Source organism: Parvularcula sp. IMCC14364, from assembly GCF_030758415.1.
In the GTDB taxonomy this organism is placed as follows: domain Bacteria; phylum Pseudomonadota; class Alphaproteobacteria; order Caulobacterales; family Parvularculaceae; genus Aquisalinus.
Genome location: NZ_CP132334.1, coordinates 3,084,507 through 3,103,918, shown reverse-complemented (window position 1 = coordinate 3,103,918; position 19,412 = coordinate 3,084,507). Strand labels below are relative to the sequence as shown.

Annotated in this window: 16 protein-coding genes; 8 read left to right on the top strand and 8 right to left on the bottom strand. The window is 53.5% G+C overall.

Annotated elements, in window-relative coordinates; translation table 11 throughout:
- Nucleotides 1-6: 6 nt before the first annotated feature.
- The 3 genes from nusA to infB all read left to right on the top strand — a co-directional run bounded on the left by nusA (nucleotide 7) and on the right by infB (nucleotide 4,933).
- Entirely contained in the window at nucleotides 7-1,605 is a 1,599-nt protein-coding gene (gene nusA, locus RAL90_RS14490) for a transcription termination factor NusA (RefSeq protein ID WP_306251873.1), read from the top strand.
- Nucleotides 1,562-2,245, top strand: a complete 684-nt coding sequence (locus RAL90_RS14485) for a DUF448 domain-containing protein (protein ID WP_306251871.1) — start codon at nucleotides 1,562-1,564, stop codon at nucleotides 2,243-2,245. Before nusA ends, RAL90_RS14485 begins: the two co-directional genes overlap by 44 nt.
- Nucleotides 2,246-2,341: 96 nt before the next feature.
- Complete coding sequence (infB, locus tag RAL90_RS14480) at nucleotides 2,342-4,933, top strand: translation initiation factor IF-2 (protein WP_306251870.1); 2,592 nt, start codon at nucleotides 2,342-2,344, stop codon at nucleotides 4,931-4,933.
- Between the two features lie 34 nt (nucleotides 4,934-4,967).
- Here the strand turns inward: infB and RAL90_RS14475 are convergent, their stop codons facing one another.
- Nucleotides 4,968-5,219 (bottom strand): DUF1674 domain-containing protein, encoded by a 252-nt coding sequence (locus RAL90_RS14475; RefSeq protein WP_306251868.1) that lies wholly within the window; start codon nucleotides 5,217-5,219, stop codon nucleotides 4,968-4,970.
- A 72-nt stretch (nucleotides 5,220-5,291) separates the two neighbouring features.
- Between RAL90_RS14475 and htpX the strand changes: the two genes are divergently transcribed.
- The 3 genes from htpX (at nucleotide 5,292) to RAL90_RS14460 (ending at nucleotide 8,121) form a co-directional block, all read left to right on the top strand.
- A complete protein-coding gene (gene htpX / locus RAL90_RS14470) occupies nucleotides 5,292-6,194 on the top strand; it encodes a zinc metalloprotease HtpX (RefSeq protein ID WP_306251866.1) in 903 nt (300 codons plus the stop codon).
- Between the two features lie 75 nt (nucleotides 6,195-6,269).
- Nucleotides 6,270-7,169: a DUF3445 domain-containing protein gene (locus tag RAL90_RS14465; RefSeq protein WP_306251864.1), complete on the top strand. Its 900-nt coding sequence runs from the start codon at nucleotides 6,270-6,272 to the stop codon at nucleotides 7,167-7,169.
- A gap of 31 nt (nucleotides 7,170-7,200) precedes the next feature.
- The gene (locus RAL90_RS14460; protein WP_306251862.1) at nucleotides 7,201-8,121 is read left to right on the top strand and encodes a glutaminase; all 921 of its coding nucleotides are present in this window, start codon (nucleotides 7,201-7,203) and stop codon (nucleotides 8,119-8,121) included.
- Between the two features lie 12 nt (nucleotides 8,122-8,133).
- Here RAL90_RS14460 and polA read toward each other — a convergent pair whose 3' ends face one another.
- The 4 genes from polA to mdh all read right to left on the bottom strand — a co-directional run bounded on the left by polA (nucleotide 8,134) and on the right by mdh (nucleotide 14,315).
- A complete protein-coding gene (polA, locus tag RAL90_RS14455) occupies nucleotides 8,134-10,926 on the bottom strand; it encodes a DNA polymerase I (protein WP_306251860.1) in 2,793 nt (930 codons plus the stop codon).
- Between the two features lie 60 nt (nucleotides 10,927-10,986).
- Complete coding sequence (locus tag RAL90_RS14450; protein WP_306251858.1) at nucleotides 10,987-12,303, bottom strand: polyhydroxyalkanoate depolymerase; 1,317 nt, start codon at nucleotides 12,301-12,303, stop codon at nucleotides 10,987-10,989.
- A gap of 312 nt (nucleotides 12,304-12,615) precedes the next feature.
- A complete protein-coding gene (locus tag RAL90_RS14445; RefSeq protein ID WP_306251856.1) occupies nucleotides 12,616-13,206 on the bottom strand; it encodes a peroxiredoxin family protein in 591 nt (196 codons plus the stop codon).
- 146 nt (nucleotides 13,207-13,352) lie between these two features.
- Nucleotides 13,353-14,315 carry a malate dehydrogenase gene (gene mdh, locus RAL90_RS14440; protein WP_306251853.1) on the bottom strand — a complete coding sequence of 321 codons (963 nt, stop codon included), beginning with the start codon at nucleotides 14,313-14,315 and terminating at the stop codon, nucleotides 13,353-13,355.
- 164 nt (nucleotides 14,316-14,479) lie between these two features.
- Here mdh and RAL90_RS14435 point away from each other — a divergent pair, with 164 nt between their 5' ends.
- Nucleotides 14,480-15,526: a DUF3667 domain-containing protein gene (locus tag RAL90_RS14435; protein ID WP_306251851.1), complete on the top strand. Its 1,047-nt coding sequence runs from the start codon at nucleotides 14,480-14,482 to the stop codon at nucleotides 15,524-15,526.
- Nucleotides 15,523-15,975 (top strand): DUF3291 domain-containing protein, encoded by a 453-nt coding sequence (locus RAL90_RS14430; protein WP_306251848.1) that lies wholly within the window; start codon nucleotides 15,523-15,525, stop codon nucleotides 15,973-15,975. The genes RAL90_RS14435 and RAL90_RS14430 overlap by 4 nt, the downstream gene beginning before the upstream one ends.
- A gap of 7 nt (nucleotides 15,976-15,982) precedes the next feature.
- Here RAL90_RS14430 and RAL90_RS14425 read toward each other — a convergent pair whose 3' ends face one another.
- From RAL90_RS14425 to RAL90_RS14415, 3 genes are all read right to left on the bottom strand, one after another.
- On the bottom strand, nucleotides 15,983-16,960 hold the full coding sequence (locus RAL90_RS14425) for an isoaspartyl peptidase/L-asparaginase family protein (protein ID WP_306251846.1): 978 nt from the start codon (nucleotides 16,958-16,960) through the stop codon (nucleotides 15,983-15,985).
- An 11-nt stretch (nucleotides 16,961-16,971) separates the two neighbouring features.
- Nucleotides 16,972-17,493, bottom strand: a complete 522-nt coding sequence (locus tag RAL90_RS14420) for a hypothetical protein (RefSeq protein WP_306251844.1) — start codon at nucleotides 17,491-17,493, stop codon at nucleotides 16,972-16,974.
- 195 nt (nucleotides 17,494-17,688) lie between these two features.
- Entirely contained in the window at nucleotides 17,689-19,113 is a 1,425-nt protein-coding gene (locus RAL90_RS14415) for a sodium:alanine symporter family protein (protein ID WP_306251842.1), read from the bottom strand.
- Between the last annotated feature and the right edge of the window lie 299 nt (nucleotides 19,114-19,412).

The following is a 19,412-nucleotide window of genomic DNA, read 5'->3' as shown; positions in this document are numbered from 1 at the left end:
CTAAAAATGGCCGTTAGCCACAACAGGCTCGAACTGATTCAAATCGCTGAGGCTGTTGCCCGCGAAAAATCCATTGATAAGGCAATCGTTGTCGAAGCACTGGAGGATGCGATGGCGCGCGCAGCGCGCTCGCATTACGGGCACGAGACGAATATCAAGGTGGAGATCAATCCAGATACTGGCGAAACACGCCTGTGGCGTTTGATGGAAGTGGTTGAAGAGGTCGAGAACGAGTCAGCAGAAATTTTGCTGTCAGATGCGACGGCACGTAATCCTGAAGCGGAAGTCGGTGACTTCCTTTCAGACCCTTTGCCGCCAGTTGAGTTTGGGCACAAGGATGCGTCCAGCGCCAAGCAAGTCATCACACAGAAGGTGCGAGATGCTGAACGTGAGCGTCAGTATGAAGAGTATAAAGACCGGGTTGGGGAAATCATCAGCGGTATCGTGAAGCGTATAGAATACGGTCATGTGGTTGTTGACCTTGGTCGCTCTGAGGCTGTTCTGCGCCGGGATCAGCAACTGCCGCGCGAGGCCGTTCGGCAGGGTGATCGTATCCGCAGCTATATTGCAGATGTACGCCGTGAGCAGCGAGGCCCACAGATTTTTCTCTCACGTACACACCCACAATTTATGGCGCGCCTGTTTGAACAGGAAGTGCCAGAAGTCTATGATCGTGTGATCGAGATCAAGGCAGTCGCAAGAGATCCCGGGAGCCGGGCTAAAATCGGCGTCATGTCTCATGACGGATCGATTGATCCTGTTGGTGCCTGTGTTGGTATGCGTGGTAGCCGTGTACAAGCGGTCGTGAATGAACTCGGCGGCGAGAAAATTGATATTGTGCCGTGGTCTGATGACATTGCGACATTTATTGTGAATGCCCTGGCGCCTGCGGAAGTCAGCAAGGTTGTGCTTGATGAAGAGTCCGAGCGTATCGAAGTTGTGGTGCCGGATGAGCAGTTGTCACTTGCCATCGGTCGGCGTGGGCAGAATGTCCGGTTGGCGTCGCAGCTTTCCGGTTTTGAAATCGACATCATGACGGAAGAAGAAGAATCCGCCAAACGACAGAAGGAATATGCTGTCCGCTCCGAGCGTTTCATGGAAGCGTTGGACGTGGATGATATTATTGCTGGCCTTCTGGTTTCGGAGGGTTTCTCACGGATTGAGGAACTTGCCTATGTGGATCTGGGAGAAATTGCTGTCATCGAAGGCTTCGACGAAGAAACCGCAGAGGAGCTCCAGGCCCGGGCCAATGAATTCCTCGACAAGGAAGCGCAGCAGTTGAACGAAAAACGTCTTGAGCTTGGGGTGGAGGACGATCTCTACCACATGGACGGGCTGAGCGCGAAAATGGTCATCGCGCTTGCCGAAGAAGGCGTTAAGAGCGTTGAAGACCTCGCGGGCTGTGCCTCGGATGACCTCACGGGCTGGACCGAGCATGTTAATGGCGAGAAAAAGCACTACGAAGGTATGCTCGAAGAGTTCCGTATCAAGCCTGATGCTGCAGAAGAGTTGATCAACAAGGCGCGACGGGCTGTTGGCTGGGAAACGCAGGCTGACCTTGATGCCAGGGCAGCAGAAGAGGAGGCCGCGACTGAAAACGCCTGATACCATCGCACGACCGGCCAAAGGGCGTCACAATGACAGGAAGTGCATTGCCAGTGGCGAGGCACTTTCGCCCACTGCACAGTGTATAAGGTTTGTGCTCGGACCGGACGATCACGTGGTGCCGGACCTTGCAGGCAAATTGCCGGGGCGTGGTGCCTGGACAACAGCCAGTGAAGTGGCCGTCCGGCAGGCCGTCAAAGCCAATGCTTTTTCGCGCAGCTTTCGCGGACAGGCTAAAGTGATCGAAGGGGCTGACGGGCTTGTGGATTTGATCCGGGCCGGGCTGGAAAAAAGAGCGCTCAACGCTCTCGGTCTAGAGCGGCGATCTGGTAATCTGGTGATGGGCTTTGAAAAAGTGAAGGAAGGGCTTAAAAAATCGGACTTTGTTGCCTATATCCACGCATCTGACAGTGCAGCGGATGGTCGCGACAAGATCCTGAAGATCATTTCGGCTATGCCTGGAGCTTGCACGGTTGTGAGCAGTTTTTCCGGGATGCAACTGGATCAGGCCCTTGGGAGCACGAATTCCGTGCATATTGGCCTGAAGCGAAAAAAAGCGCTGAGTACCTTCCTGAAGGAAGTTGAACGGCTCGCAGGCTTCTTGCCTGCGTATGAAGAACATGGGGGAAACCCCGAATAAAACGGTGAAGCGCTGTAGACCCTGCCCGGCAGGGGCGCTATGTCCTTCACCTCTAATTTGGAAAGTCTGCCCGCATGTCGGGTAGCTGGAGACTTGATGAGCGAAGAAACAAAAGACGAAACGTCAAAGCCGAAGCGGAAGCCGCTGACCCTGCGTAAAACAGAAACAGGTTCTGTGAAGCAGAGCTTTTCGCATGGGCGCTCGAAGACGGTCGTTGTCGAGACCAAGAAAAGACGCACAATTGCGCCCAAAATTGGTGCAGCGCCTGCGCCGAAAGAGGTCAAGCCGGTTGTTGAAAAGCCGGCACCCAAACCTGCTGCTCCTGCAGTGGATCCAAAGAAAGATGGCAAGGTTTTGCGCACGCTCTCTGACACAGAGAAGAAGCGCATTGAGGTTGCCTTGAAGGCTGCAAAGGTTCAGGAGCAGGAAAAACGCCAGCGAGAAGAAGCTGAGCGCGCTGCGCGTGAAAAACGCGAGAGCGAAGAGCGCGAAAAACTTGAAGCAGAGCGCAAGCGTGTCGCTGAGGAAGAGGAAAAGCGTAGCCGCGAAGCAGAGGCAAGAGCCAAAGCTGAAGCTGAAGCACGTGAGTCACTCGAGCGCGAAGAGGAAGAGCGCAAAAAGCGCAATGCCTCTAAAACAGATTCACGCCCCAAGGGCCGCGAAGAGCCGAAAGAAAAAGAAGGCCGCAGCTTCGAGAAAGACGCGGATAATCCGCTTGCTGAGCTTGGCGGGCGTATCAAGACAAAGCGTAACTTTGACAATGAGAGCCGTACTCAGGCGAAGCCAAAGGAAAATCGTCGACGCACCGGTAAGCTGACCATCGCCAACGCGCTTGATGACGAGGAGCGGCAGCGCTCTCTGGCATCCGTGCGCCGGGCGCGTGAACGGGAAAAGCAGGCCCGCCAGACACGTGGTTCCGATGGATCCAAGCAGGCGCGTGAAGTTATCGTGCCTGAAACCATTACTGTGCAGGACCTGGCGCAGCGCATGGCAATGCGTGCCGTTGACCTCGTCAAGGAGCTGATGAAGCAGGGTCAGATGGTGACGGCAAATGCCATTCTTGATGCAGACACGGCTCAGTTGGTCGTTGAAGATCTTGGCCACACAGTGAAGCGTGTTTCCGAAGCTGATGTTGAAGAAGGCCTGGAAGGCGATGCTGACCGGGAAGAGGATATGCATCCACGTCCTCCCGTGGTCACTATTATGGGCCACGTGGATCACGGCAAGACATCACTTCTCGATGCGCTGCGTCAAACTGATGTTGTTGCCGGTGAGGCGGGTGGTATCACCCAGCATATCGGTGCCTATCAGATTGAAATTGACAGCGGGCAGAGGATTACTTTCCTGGATACTCCAGGCCACGCAGCCTTTACACAGATGCGTGCGCGTGGCGCAAAGGTCACTGACATTGTCATTATTGTTGTGGCCGCAGATGATTCTGTCATGCCCCAGACAGTTGAGGCAATCAGCCACGCCAAGGCAGCCGAAGTACCTATCATTGTTGCCATCAACAAGATTGACCGACCTCAGGCTGATGCTAACAAGGTGCGTACAGACCTTCTACAGTACGAACTGCAGGTGGAAGGTATGGGGGGTGAAGTTCAGGATGTGGAAGTTTCCGCTCTTGAGAAGATCAATCTTGACGGCTTGCAGGAAGCCATCGTTCTCCAGTCAGAGCTGCTAGAACTCAAGGCCAATCCTGATCGCCCGGCAGATGGTGCTGTCGTTGAAGCCCAGCTTGATAAAGGGCGCGGTCCTGTAGCGACACTTCTTGTGCGTCGCGGCACACTCAAGCGCGGTGATATTCTTGTTTGTGGTGCAGAATGGGGTAAGGTGCGTGCCCTGATCAATGATAAGGGCCAGCAGATCAAGGGGGCTGAGCCTTCCATGCCGGTTGAGATTCTCGGTCTTAATGGCGTGCCAGAGCCCGGTGACCAGTTTGTGGTGGTTGATTCTGAGGCGCGTGCGCGTGAAGTGGCTGAATTCCGCCAGCGGCAGCGTCGTGAAAAATCCAACGCCAAGTCATCTGGCACATCTCTCGAATTGATGATGTCGCAGCTGAAAGACGCAGAAATCAAGGAGCTGCCGGTTGTTATCAAGGCAGATGTTCAGGGATCTGTTGAAGCGATTGTCGGCGCGCTTGAAAAGATGTCCACTGATGAAGTGCGCGTCAGAGTGCTACATACCGGCGTGGGCGGTATTTCGGAGAGTGATGTTATTCTTGCAGAAGCATCCAATGCACCAGTGATCGGCTTCAATGTGAGAGCTAACAAGCAGGCGCGGGGTGAAGCTGAGAAATCGAATGTAGAGATTCGCTATTACTCAATCATCTACGATCTGCTGGATGACCTTAAAGGCGCTCTTTCAGGGATGCTGGATCCGGAGATTACCGAGACCTTCCTCGGCAATGCAGAAATTCTGGAAGTGTTCAACATCTCCAAATTTGGCAAGGTTGCAGGTTGCCGCGTGGTCGAGGGCATGGTCCGCCGCGGCGCCAAGGTGCGCCTCATCCGGGATGATGTTGTCATCCATGAAGGAGAACTCTCCCAGCTCAAGCGCTTCAAGGATGATGTGCAGGAAGTGCCTATGGGGCAGGAATGCGGCATGAGCTTCGCCAATTATGATGACATGAAGTCTGGCGACATCATCGAGTGTTTTGCCGTCGAGAAAAAAGAGCGCACCCTCTGATACAGGGTTTCGTTACTATCAAGCGGGTGGTTGGCTAGAAATCTATCACCCGTCCGTCTCGTTCCCAGTCGCCATAACGGGTGGGCTCCATACCTTTAGGGCCATTGATTTCTCTAGGCCGACCTTGGCTGATGCTGGTTTCCTGGTTTTTACGGTCCCTTGCCTCTCGCAGGGCCTGAATGGCTATATCACTCAAGCGTTCCCCATTCACCACGAGCGGAATGCCGTCCGCTGTGCAGGGTGTGTCTGTCATGCTGTCTTGCGTGTCATTTTTGTTATCTGTCATGAGCGATATTGAAAACCGGTTTGTCTAAATTATCTCTTATACAATAGGTAATCCTGACGGAGCAGAAAACAAATGAGTTCGGTAATCAAGACCGGCATTCTGATGGCCGCATTGACGGCTTTATTTGGTATTATCGGTGCCATGATTGGGGGGAAGGGCGGCATGATGCTGGCGTTGCTTTTTGCTGGCGGGATGAACCTGTTCAGCTACTGGAACGCCGACAAGATCGTTCTGCGCATGTACAAGGCGCAAGAGGTCGACCCTCAGACATCTTCAGGGGCCATTCGCCGCTATGCTGAGCTGACATCGGCATTGGCTGCGCGTGCTAACATGCCGCAGCCAAAGATCTATGTGATCGAGAACGATCAACCGAACGCTTTCGCGACAGGTCGCAACCCGGACAATGCGGCTGTCGCTGCAACAACCGGTCTCCTGCGTATATTAAGCGAGGAAGAGATTTCCGGCGTCATGGCGCATGAGCTTGCGCACGTTAAAAGCCGCGATACACTCACCATGACAATTACAGCGACCATTGCCGGTGCGATCACCGCATTGGCAAATTTCGCCATTTTCTTTGGGGGCAACCGCGATAATGGTGGGTTGATCGGTGCGATTGCCATCATGCTTCTTGCGCCGCTGGCAGCAAGCCTTGTGCAGATGGCGATCAGCCGGACACGGGAGTATGAAGCTGACAAAATGGGCGCAGAAATTTGTGGTCAGCCACTATGGCTTGCTTCTGCCCTGGCGAAAATCTCCAACGGCGCTGCCCGGGTAGTCAATGAGACTGCAGAGCGTCATCCGGCGACCGGCCAGATGATGATTATCAATCCACTGCATGGCCAGCGCGCAGATAACCTTTTCTCGACCCATCCCAGCACCCAGAACCGCATTGAGCGATTGCAGGCTATGGCGAGCCAGATGGGGCAGAGCGGCTATCAGCCCCAGCCTGAGCATGCAAAGGGGCCATGGGGATAGGCAATCTGCTCCATGTATTGTGTTGGCAAGAGTCGGCTGGCTGCATTTTTCTTCTGGCTCCTCTAAACTGCCTGGATGAATGATTTTCGCTACACACCATATGATGGCAGTGCGCGCCCCTTTACGATGGGCCTGCACCTTTGTACGCCTGAAGACTGGATAGAAATTGATGATAAACTCCCCGTACAGCTTGCCCGGAAGGCAGCGCTTTTAAGTAAAAATCGGGAAGATGTTTACTTGAGCTTGCCCGGCGCTCATGATGCAGAGCACGAAGTCCTTGACGTTCTTGTACAGCATTTATCACAGAACTTCCCTGATATTTATACGTATAAGGAAGGTGAAGTAAGCATCAAGCCAACAGGCCAGACTTATCGTCTGGGAGATTTTGATGACGCACCGCTCACCTTGGCAGGGCGTCTTGTTCAGGAAGATTTCTGTATTATCCAGCAGGCTGACGAAAGCCATGTCCTTTCTGCCGCATGTCTGTGCTTTCCATCTTCGTGGCGTTTGGCTGATAAAATAGGCAAACCGCTCGAGCAGGTGCACGCACCAGTGCCAGGTTATGCACAAGTGCTTGCCCGGAAAGTGAATCTTGTTTTCGATCGGCTACTGCCGGGAAAAATCCTCTGGCGTCAGAATTGGTCGCTTGATGAAGGGCCGGAACTGCATCGCCCGGCGCCGCATAGTCATGCGGACTGGTTGCAATCAGGGGACAGTCCTGTGGATCACCTTTTTATTCGTGTGGAGCGCCAGACGCTGAGACGGCTGCCAAAAAGCGGTGCAGTGCTTTTTAGCATTCGGATTCACACAGACAGCTTGTCCGCCCTTGCGGAAAATCCGAAGGCAAAGCACCTTGCCGCTGGCTTGATGCGTCAGTTGGAAGAAATGACTCCAGAGGAGATCTCATACAAAGGCCTGGCACAGGCTGTGGGCCCAATCATCCACGAGCTGAAAAGGCTGATGATGCCCGGTTGATTTTTACAGCTCGCTCTGTCACCAGCCAGATATGAAATGGCAAAAGATACTCAACGAAATCCGACAAGAGATTCAGCCCGAGCTTGGAAATGGCAAGGTTGCCAATTATATACCAGCACTCTCTGAGGCTGATCCGAAAGCCTTCGGTATGGCCGTGGTCACAACAGATGGTGAGATTTTTACCGCCGGAAATGCCACAGAGCCCTTTTCCATACAATCAATTTCAAAAGTCCTGACCCTGACACTTGCGCTGGGTTTTGAGAACGAAAACCTCTTTGAGCGCGTGGGGCGAGAGCCATCCGGCAGTGCGTTCAACTCTATTGTCCAGCTTGAGCAGGAAGGTGGGATTCCGCGTAATCCATTTATCAATGCTGGCGCTATTGTCGTGACTGATACGATCATTACTCACTGTAACCGGCAAAGTGGTGCGGACCTGATCCTTGACCTTGCCAGAAAACTTTCCTGCTCTGGGCGTGTGCGGGTTGATGATGAAGTTGCCAGATCAGAAGCCCTATGGGGCAATCGAAATCGCAGCCTTGCATATTTCATGAAGAGTTTTGGTGTCCTGAAAAATGACCCCGAAGAAGTCTTGCAGGCATATTTTTGTCAGTGTGCTCTTGAAATGACTTGCACGGAACTAGCCCGTGCCGGGCTTTACCTCGCAAATGACGGTGTGGACCCTGTTTCAGGCGAGCAAGTGGCCACGCATGCACATGTTAATCGCATCAACGCATTGATGATGACCTGTGGTCACTATGATATGAGCGGTGATTTTGCATTTCATGTCGGGCTGCCGGGGAAATCCGGTGTGGGTGGCGGCATTTTGGCAATCGTGCCGGGTGTCTGTGCCGTTGCGGTCTGGTCCCCGGCCTTGAACAAGGCAGGAAATTCTCTCGCGGGCACTCTGGCCCTTGAGTTGTTCAGTGAAAAGACCAGTCTAAACCTGTTCTGACAGTTTCTGTCCTTAATGCGCTTCGTCCCAGTTCTGGCCAACACCTGTTTCAACGACCAGCGGCACGTCAATTTTAGCAGCTGGCATTGCGGCGGCTTCCATGACCTCTTTGACAAGAGCGCAGGTTTTCTTTGCTTCCGATTTTGGGCACTCGAATATCAGTTCATCGTGTACCTGAAGCAACATCCGGGCAGACAAACCGTTGGATTGGATAGCTTGCGGCATACGGATCATGGCACGACGGATCACATCCGCAGCTGAGCCTTGTATCGGCGCATTGATCGCCTGTCGCTCGGCATAACCACGCTGGGCTGGTATTTTGAAATTAGGAATATGCGTGCGCCGCCCAAATACAGTTTCCACGAATCCCTGCTCTTTCGCGCTGGCGATAGTCGTATCCATATATTGTTTGATGCCGGGAAATTTCTCGAAATAGCTGTCAATGTAGTCTTTGGCCTCCCCGCGAGAAATGCCCAACTGGTTTGCTAGGCCAAAGGCCGAAATGCCGTAGATTATCCCGAAATTGATAGCTTTGGCCCGTCGCCTGACCATCGGGTCCATACCCTTGATTGGCACCCCGAACATTTCAGAAGCTGTCATGGCATGAATATCTATACCATCAGCGAACGCCTGCTTCAGTGAATCAAGATTGGCGATATGTGCCAGCAGACGTAACTCAATCTGACTGTAATCTGCAGAGATCAGAACATTTCCTTCATCTGCAATAAACGCTGTGCGGATCTTGCGCCCGTCCTCAGTCCGGATCGGTATATTCTGGAGATTAGGGTCGTTTGATGAAAGGCGTCCGGTCGGTGTTGCCGCGAGAGAATACGATGTGTGCACACGGCCTGTCTCATTATTTATCCTGCCCGGTAAAGTATCCGTATAAGTACCTTTTAGTTTGGATAGTTGCCGCCAATTATGTATTTCCTGGGCAACTTCAATTCCTTGTGCGGCCAGTCCATCCAGAACATCCGCGCTGGTTGACCAGGCGCCGGTTTTGGTTTTCTTACCGCCCTCAAGGCCCATCTTGTCGAACAGAATTTCGGAAATCTGCTTCGGGCTGCCAAGGTTGAAATTCTCACCGGCCAGGCCATGAGCGCTGGCTTCATGTTGTGCCATGCGCTGTGCGAACTGGCCCGAGAGACGTGAGAGCACTTCCCTGTCGACCTTAACCCCTTCACGCTCCATGCCGGCGATCACCTGCACCATAGGCCGCTCCAGCGTCTCATACATGGTTTTCTTGCCCGCTGCGACAAGGCGCGGGGCCAGTCGTTGGTAAAGGCGCAAGGTGATGTCCGCATCTTCTGCCGCATATTTTGCAGCGTCAGCAATCGGGATCTGGTCAAAGGTTTTCTGCTTTTTGCCGGTACCGGCAAGGGATGAAAAACTAATGCACTCATGGCCCAGATGTTTTTTGGAAAGTTCATCCATCCCGTGCTTGTTCAATCCACACTCAACTGCATAGGAAATAAGCATGGTGTCATCGACTGTGCTGACATTGACGCCATAGCGCTGGAAAATGAGGAGGTCATATTTGAAATTCTGGCCCACCTTGAGAACGGAGGTGTCTTCCAGCATGGGCTTTAAGATCTCCAGCACTTCTTGTGTATCCAGTTGCTTTGCGGCGTCCGGATCGCTGAGATCGAGGTCACCTGCACCGTGGGTCAGGGGTATGTAACAGGCATCGCCGGGCGCGGTGGCAAGGCACAGGCCGACGAGCCGCACTGACATGGCATCTAGACCTGTTGTTTCTGTATCAACTGCGACAACGCCGCGCGCATGTGCTTTGGCAACCCACTCCTCAACTTCTTTCAGTGTATAAACTGTCTGGTATGAACTGGTATCAATAACGCCTTGATTGGTAACTGGCGCCGCGGCGGCAACAGGTGCCTTGCTTCCGCCAGCGGCGCGCACCCGCTTTGTCAGTGTCGTGAATTCCATCTGCTCAAGAAAAGCGACGAGCTGGTCATGCGGCATAGGCGTGACAGCAAACCCGCCTGCTGGCTCAACATTCGGTACGTCGGTTTTGAGCGTGACAAGTTCCTTGGACATGCGCGCATCTTCGGCAAATTCAATAAGGTTCTCGCGGCGTTTCTTCTGTTTGATACCGCCAGCCTGCTCTAGCAGTGTTTCCAGCGTTTCATATTCATCAAGCAACTGCGCTGCCGTTTTAGGCCCAATGCCGGGAACGCCCGGTATATTATCAACCGAATCTCCGGTCAGCGCCTGAAGGTCGATCATCTTTTCCGGACCAACACCAAATTTTTCAACGACTTCGGCGCGTCCGATTTTACGCGATTTCATGGTGTCATACATGGTCGTATGATCGGTGATGAGTTGCATCAGGTCCTTGTCGGAGGAGATGATAACTGTTTCTGCGCCAGCCTTGTCAGCTTCAACAGCATAGGTCGCAATCAGATCATCTGCTTCATATCCCTCCATCTCAATACAAGGCAGCCCAAATGCTCGCACAGCATCCCGGATGAGGCTGAACTGTGGGCGCAGGTCCTCCGGTGGTTCATCCCGATTGGCTTTGTACTCACTATAGAGATCATTTCTGAATGAGTGCGAGGAATGATCGAGGATAACGGCGAAATGTGTAGGGGTGCCCATCTCTTTCACGGCGTCATCATTCACATCTGCGAGCAATTTCCACAGCATGTTGCAAAACCCGGATACGGCCCCGACGGGCATCCCGTCCGATTTGCGGGTCAGTGGTGGCAGAGCGTGATAGGCGCGAAAAATATATGAAGAGCCATCGACCAGATACAGACGATCACCCTTTTTGAGTTTTTTGGACATGCAGAACCCCGGACCGGTAGTGTTTTACCGTACCCTAGGCCCAGCCGTGGGCCGGGGCAATCAGTCGCTCTTAACGAGTTTCAGATGATTTGCAGTGCGGCCTGCCTGCACTTTCTTTTCAAGTGCTGCATCATGGTTTTTCAAAATGAAATCGCGCAGACGTGGCTGAATTTCCGTGCGCCATCGCGATCCGTTGAAAACGCCGTAATGGCCAACGCCCGGCTGAACGTAGTCCTGCTTCATGTCGTCAGGAATACCTGTGCAGATCGTATGCGCTGCCTGCGTCTGGCCAATACCGGAAATATCATCCAGTTCACCCTCAACAGTCATGAGGCCCACACGCGTGACTTTGCTGGGATCAACCAGATTACCGTGATGGCGAAACGCGCCTTGCGCCAGGGTGTATTCCTGAAAGACTTCGCGGATTGTTTGCAGATAGAATTCCGATGTCATGTCACATACAGAGAGGTATTCGTCATAGAATGTGCGGTGCTTCTCGGCGTTATCCCCGTCTCCCTGAACCAGATGATTGAAATAATCATGATGCGCTTGCATGTGGCGTTCAGAATTCATCGACATGAAACTGAATAATTGCAGGAAGCCAGGATAAACCCGGCGGAAAATACCGGCATAGGGTGCCGGGACGGTCTGGATCATGTTGCTTTCGAACCATTCGAAAGACCGCTGCTCCGCGAGCTGGTTGGTCACGGTAGGGGATTTGCGCGCATCAATTGGGCTGCCCATAAAGGTCATTGTGGCCGGCAGATCAGGATGATCCTGCTCACTCATGACGGCGATCGCAGCGAGCAATGCCGGGCCTGGCTGGCACACGGCCATGGTGTGCGCGCCAGGACCAATGGTGCTGATGAATTCCATCAGGTAGTCGATATAGTGGTTAAGATCGAAATTACCGGACGTGATGGGCACATTGCGCGCATCTGACCAGTCAGTGATATAAACTTCATGCTCGGGCAGCATCGCTTCCACGGTGCCGCGCAACAAAGTTGCAAAATGACCGGACATGGGTGCAACAATCAATACGCGTGGGTCAGGCGCTGCCTTTGCGCCTTTTGCCTTCTTCAGGGCCTCGGGGTCTCGGCGAAAGTGCAGCAGCGAGCCGAAATCTTTGGTCAGCTCAGTCTCTACTGTGACGGGCACGCTGTGGCCCTTGATTTCTGTAAAATCCAGTCGCCATTCAGGCTTGGCGTAATGACGTGTTATGCTGTCAAATACTGCAAGCGAGGCTGACGCATTGCGCCCTAGCCAGCTGTCTTTGGCAAGATTATAGGGAGATTGCCAAAAGTCAGCTCCGGCCTGCGCAGCTGCCCGCCAGGGGCGCATTGCATTCCGGCTCATTTCATACGCTGTATATAACATGGAGCCCCGCTGCGGCAGGTCAGCCTGCCTGATTACACTACTTCGAGTTGCATAATATATGTAACTTTCTTAAAAATACCTAGTGTGCAGTGCAAAAAAGTTAGGGCTGTTGAGGCCTCTGGTAGATAGCAGAAGCAACTATGAGTTGCATGTGCGACTAAAATCAATTTATCGGGATATGGTTGCGTCAGTATAGCCACCATCCTGACCCCTTCCCCCCACCCCACGGATGGTCGGCATAGTAAAAACCCGCGAAGTCGGATCCACCGGATTTCGCGGGTTTATTATTTTTCGCTCGTTCCGGGGTTTTGCCTACCCGGCAGCGCCAATATCATCAGCCGTTTCCAGAATTATGTCGAGAGCGGGCCTGTTCTGATAAGAACGACGATTCTCAAGATAGTCTTCCTCGTAGAGTTTTGCCTGGATGACGCCGTCAGGGCTGACAAAGAAAATTGCCGGATGCGGTGCGCCATGGGCAAAGTGTTCTTCGTCGTAATCAGTGTTGCGCAAACCGAAGGCATCAATGATTTCTGAATTGGTGTCAGACACAAATGTGCCGTTCAGGTTCTTGCTGGTCCTGAACTGTGCCTGATCTGCCGCCGCATCGTAACTGATATAGATGAGAGAGCGGCCCCGCGCCTCAAATTCTGCCGCGTTGGAAGAAATATTGATGACCTGATTTTTACAATATGGGCACCAACTGATAGAGCGTACAAAGAAGATTACCGCACCTTTTTCTCCTGTCAGCTCACTGTAGGCTGGTTGACTGTTTACGCTGAGATCATGTGGCAGGGCATCACCGACAGCCGGGCCAAGTTTATCCATTTCGCCGGACAAGGCAGCAGTACCTGAAAAAATCAGGATAAAGCCTGCGATAAGAGAAAGCATGAATTTTAGGCGCATAGGTCAACTCCACAAATTTGTGCATGTACTATGCGAGCAGAGGTGAGTTGCATACTCACATCCCCACACCGGTCATCACAAATGGATGAGCACAAAAAAAGGCCGGTCACCGACCGGCCTTCTGCATTCCATGCGATTACCTGATATCAGTTGAGGCTGGGGTCAATCTTTTTGCAGGCTTGGACCAGGTCCTCTACCGCCGCAACGGAATGATCGAACATGGCCTTCTCTTCAGCATCAAACTCGACTTCCAGAATGCGCTCGGCACCGTCTGATCCGATCACGATCGGCACGCCGACATAGCGGTCATTCACACCATATTGTCCATCCAGATATGCAGCACACGGCACGACAACTTTCTTGTCATTGAGATAGCTCTCGGCCATCTGGATCGCAGAAGCAGCTGGCGCATAATAGGCTGAGCCTGTTTTCAGCAGAGCGACGATTTCACCGCCGCCTTTCCGGGTGCGGTCAACAATCGCGTCAATCTTTGACTGCGTTGTCCAGCCCATTTTGACCATGTCAGGCAATGGGACCCCGGCGATTGTGGAATAGCGCTCAAGCGGCACCATGGTATCACCATGGCCGCCAAGAACGAACGCAGAGACGCTTTCGACGGACACATTGAATTCTTCGGCCAGAAAATAACGGAACCGGGCAGAGTCAAGAATGCCAGCCATGCCAACAACTTTCTGTGCCGGGAGACCCGAGAATTTCTGCAGCGCCCATACCATCGCATCAAGCGGATTGGTAATGCAGATCACAAAAGCATTCGGGGCGTGTTTGGCGATTCCCTCCCCAACAGACTTCATGACTTTCAGGTTGATTTCGACCAGGTCATCGCGGCTCATGCCGGGCTTGCGGGGCACGCCGGCCGTCACGATGCACACATCTGCACCGGCAATATCAGCATAGTCCTGCGTTCCTGAGAGGGCACAGTCATAGCCATCCACAGGCGAGCTTTCTGCAATATCGAGGGCTTTGCCTTCGGGAATGCCCTCGGCAATGTCAAAAAGCACAACGTCTCCCAGTTCTTTTTGGGCAGCGATATGGGCAAGCGTGCCGCCAATCATGCCAGAGCCAATCAGCGCAATCTTGTTACGGGCCATAGGTTTATCTCCTTCGTATTTTTCGGGCTGAAGCGCAGGCGCAAAGTGCGATGCGCAGGGGTAAATCCAGCACTCTCTAGCCTGCGACGGCTATTGGGGCAATGCGTCTTTCAGCGCAGGCCCGGATGTGCGATTATGGGGCTATGTTCTGATGAGGGGTAACGATGTCAGAAACTGATGTCCTGGAAGACGGGGCCGTCACCGAGACGGCGCTTGACCGTAACAAGGCAGGCAAAGCCGACCTGCCGTCGGATTGTTTTGCCTGCGGGGCAGATGTCGTCGGCACATTCTGCTATAATTGCGGCCAGAAAAATGATGACTGCCGACGCAGCATCCTGTCGCTTGGAGGTGAGACGCTGACTGGCGTATTTTCGATCGATTCAAAATTCTTCCGAACACTCGGGGCGATGATTGCAAGGCCGGGGCATTATGTGCGTGAATATGGAGACGGCAGACGCTCCGTATTCACGCCGCCGATCCGCTTTTTTCTGGTCATCAGTTTTGTGTTTTTCACAATCATGGCCCTGACCGATACGTACTTTTTGACATTGAAACCGCGCCTTGCCGACCCCACCGAAGATGCCGGGCAGATAGCTGCCATGTTCGAGACAGAATCCGGGGAAATACAGACGGTCAACTTTGACTTCCTGTTCCTGACCAGGGCGTCAGAAGCTGAGTACACTGCAAAAGAAGCCGAAATTTTTGTCAACTTCATCAATGAGCGTGTTCTGTCAGATGCAGACGAGACAGATGAAGAGGACGTTGCCGTCGCTCAGCAAGTCTCGTCCATAGCGGACAGGATCAATGAGGTTGCCCTGAATCCCAAGCCCTTCAATATTGCGCTCAACAGCTGGCTGCCAAGGCTGATGTTTGTAATGGCGCCATTGATGGCGGTGCTGGGTCTGGTCTTTGTGCGTGGCAAGGATGCACTGGTTTACGATCACCTCATCCTGTCACTGAATGTTCATGCCGTCATGTTTCTGGCCCTGATCGTGGCTGTATTTGCCGCCTCACTGCTGCCTGGCAGCATCGTGTCACTGGTCTTTGTGATGGTTCTGTTCGTCTATTATCTTCTGACGTTGAAGGGTGCCTTCAAACGTGGCTGGGTGAAAACCTTTTCAGCCTCCATATTTGTTTTCCTTGTTTATGCCATCGTCATGTTTGCGTCCCTGATGACCGTCTCCATCATCGCGATCAGGGATACCACATGAGCGCTTTCCATCTTGCACAGATCAATATCGCCGCGCCCTTATTTGAGATGGATGATGACCGTATGGCAGGCTTTGCCAATGCCATTGAAGCTGTGAACGCTTTTGCCGAAGCAAGTCCCGGTTTTGTCTGGCGTTTGAAGGATGATGATGGGCCGGGTACGCAGAGCTTTGATCCTTATGGTGACGGTACGCTGATAAACCTGAGCGTTTGGGAGGATATGGAAAGCCTCAGAGCATTTGTCTATCGCACCGGGCACGCTGTCTTTGTGCGGCGAAAAAGCGAGTGGTTTCCAAAGCCTGCCAGGGCGCATATGGCATTATGGTGGGTGCCACGGGGGCATATACCTTCGCTTGAAGAAAGTACAGGAAAGCTCGATATGATAGACCGGCAAGGACCAGGCCCTGCTGCCTTTACCTTTGCGAATAGTTTTCCGCCAGCATCAACCTAGCGCGTGTCTATTCCATTTCATCGAAGGCGCCTGCCACCGGCGCCTGCGTGTTACTGGCGATACCGCGGACCATGCCGTCAGAGGAAAATGGCATCGCAAAATTACCTTCGGTGTCGATAGCAATAAGGCCACCACGGCCGGCACCATCTTCACCAGCTGCCGCCATTTCATCGATAGTCGCCTGTGCTGCATCCGTCACGGATGCGTTGCCATATTCCATCCGTGCCGCGATGGCGCGTGTTGCTGTAAAGCGGATGAAGAATTCGCCATGTCCTGTAGCTGACGCCGCCATGATACCGTTCTTGGCATAAGTGCCTGCACCAATGACCGGGCTGTCACCAACGCGGCCCGGAATTTTTGCGTCATACCCGCCGGTCGATGTGCCAGCCGCGAGATTGCCGCATCGGTCGAGGACTGCCGCGCCAACGGTGCCGTGTTTTTCCGGTTCATCATGATGCGCATTATTAACGAAATAATCCGCCGTCACCTTTTCTGCCCCAAGGTCATTAACTGCCGCTTCACCGCGATCTCCCACCATCATGACGTGACGTGTTTCATCCATGACAAGCCGGGCTGCCCGGATCGGATTGCGGACCAGTTTAAGTGAGGCGACAGACCCGGCCTTCATTGTTTTCCCGTCCATGATGGAAGCGTCTGTTTCCACAAAGCCACCCGCATTGTTGATTGCGGCCTTGCCAGCGTTGAACAGACCGGAATCTTCCATGGTTGCAACCAGTGCTTCAACCACGTCCAGCGCCTCTGCGCCGCGCTTGAGATCGGCTCTGGCATCGGTCAGAATTTCGCGCATAAAGCTGAGGCGTGCTTCGGGTACATTTCCTGCCTTGGCCGTGCCGCCATGAATGATCACGCCAAAGGTCTCTTGCGCGTCACAGGTTTCGGCAGTGGCAGGCGATACCGCCGCAAGAGTCGTGGAAAAGGCCATGGCCAGTGTCGACGCGACTGTAACAGCATTTATTTTTTTCATCTGGTGTCCCCTCAGGATTTTGGCCCGGTTTCGCCGGTTCTTGGCGGCTTGATCGTGGGCTTGGGTATGGCACAGCCATGTTCGGCCGCCCAGCCTTTCAGATAGGCGCGCCGCATCTGGCCTTTGAAATAGGCCTGGGCAATTTTCTTTTTGTGACCATTGGCACCTGAAAGATGCCTGATGATGTCATTGAATGGAATCAGGGATGTCACCGCAGATTCGATTGCGCCACTTGGATCTAGTGTCAGGACATTTTCCTCTTCGCCATCAGCATTGATGACCGTGTCAGGGCCAAGCACGGCGGAGAGCAGCGCGACCTCTGCCTTCATGTTCAGGCAGGAAGGCTCTTCTGGTGGTGCATAGACGTTTTCAATACTGGCAAGCGGTTTGGGTATTTCGTCACGCTTGATGTTGAAGTCGTAGAGCGGGGACTCTGCGGCGCGGCGCATGTCACGGCGATCAACGGCAACTTCGACCCGATCCGGCGTCAGTTCTTTCACCCGGTCTCGGCTCTTCTCCATTGAGCCTGGCATGGAACTGCACCCTGTGCAGGTCAGCAAGACCAGCCCGATCCCCCCCAGGAACAAAGACCGCAGTTTCATAACAGCCTAACCCGGCACATCGAGACCGGTTGCATGACTAATTGTAAAAAGAAATCTACCAGCGAAGTCAGGCTGAAAACAGCCCTAAAATAGGGCTGTTTCGAGGCAATGTTTCTGACATTGGTCCTATTTCATTTTCGCGAAATATTCCTTCGTCAGCTTGAACACCAACGGCGACAGCAGGAGCAATGCGATCAGGTTTGGTGTTGCCATCAGGCCGGTCAGGGTGTCTGCAGCAAGCCAGGCAAGGTTCACGATATTTGTCACTTCACCTTCCAGCATCAGCACGGCTGACCCCAGCAGGACCATCACGACCCAGCTCAGCTTGAACGGCAGGATAATTTTCTCTCCGAACAGATACGCAGCACATCGCTCGCCATAATAGCTCCAGCCGAGAATGGTCGTGAACGCGAAAAAGACAAGACCGATCGAGACGATATGCGCACCAATGCCGGTCAGCACCGCCTCAAAGGCTGCCGCCGTCAGGGGCGCGCTGGTATCGCAACCAGCAGCCTGAACCCCGGCCAGTAATTGCTCGACACTTTCTGGTGTCGGCAGGCATTGGGGTGCAACGGCACCAGATGTCAGAATGACAAGCGCAGTAATTGTGCAAACGATCAGCGTATCAATCACCGTGCCGAGCATGGCGACGATGCCCTGGTTTACAGGGTCTTTGTTCTTGGCTGCCGCATGGGCAATCGGGGCAGAGCCCTGTCCGGCCTCATTTGAGAAAATGCCGCGGGCCACACCCTTTTGCATCGCTAGCATCAACAGGCCGATAGAGATACCCGTTGTTGCTTCGGTCATGCCGAAGGCACCGGCGAAGATCATGCCGAACGCTGCCGGTATGGCATCAATCTTGATCACGAGCACGATCAGGCCGGCAGAAATATATGCAAGGGCCATAAATGGCACCAGCTTGGAAGCAACGCTGGCAATCCGTTTGATCCCGCCAAGGATTACCGCCGCGGCCCCTGCCGCCAGCACAACGCCAGTGAGGAGATGAGGAATTTTATAGGTGCTGTTCAGTGTATCGGCGACAGCATTGGATTGAATATAAGCGCCGGTTCCCCACGAGGCCAGCACCCCAAATGTCGCGAAAACGCCGCCCAGCCAGACCCATTTCGAGCCAAGGCCGTTCTTGATGTAATACATCGGCCCGCCCACATGGTTGCCGTTTGCGTCGGTCTCGCGGAACTTCACCGCCAGCACACCTTCGGAATATTTGGTCGCTGTCCCGAGAACCGCCGTCATCCACATCCAGAAAACCGCGCCAGGGCCGCCAATGGCAATGGCTGCGGCAACGCCGCCGATGTTGCCCGTGCCGATGGTTGAAGAAAGAGCCGTCATCAGGGCCCCAAAAGGGGATACATCACCCTCTGCCTGCCCGGAGCGTTTGCGGAACAGTTGCCCGAATGCGTAGGGAATACGAATGATGGACATGAAGCGCAGGCCAATGGTGAGATAGAGCCCGGTCAGCAACAGCAAGCTGAGCATCGGGATGCCCCAGACCTGCGCATTCACCCAGCCAATAAGACCTTCAATATCCATGTCATCGCCCTCTTAAATGGAAAACCAATGGACGACCTTATGCGGGCCATAAGGATGTGTCCAGTTTGAACCTTGCTCGCCACAACTGCGTGGGTCAGTGCGGGTGCCTGCATGAGGAAGGCGGTGAAAAAACTTATGGGCCTGGTCTGGCGGGCATAAGGTGCTGTTTTTGCGGGAAAATCACATAATCTATGGGCCTGCCTGTCGGTTGACCTACTATGTTGCGTAGATCGCTGTGAAGCGAAAGGCGGCAAGCAGGACGAGAACAGCGTGATCGGAGGATCCAGTTTTCACACAAA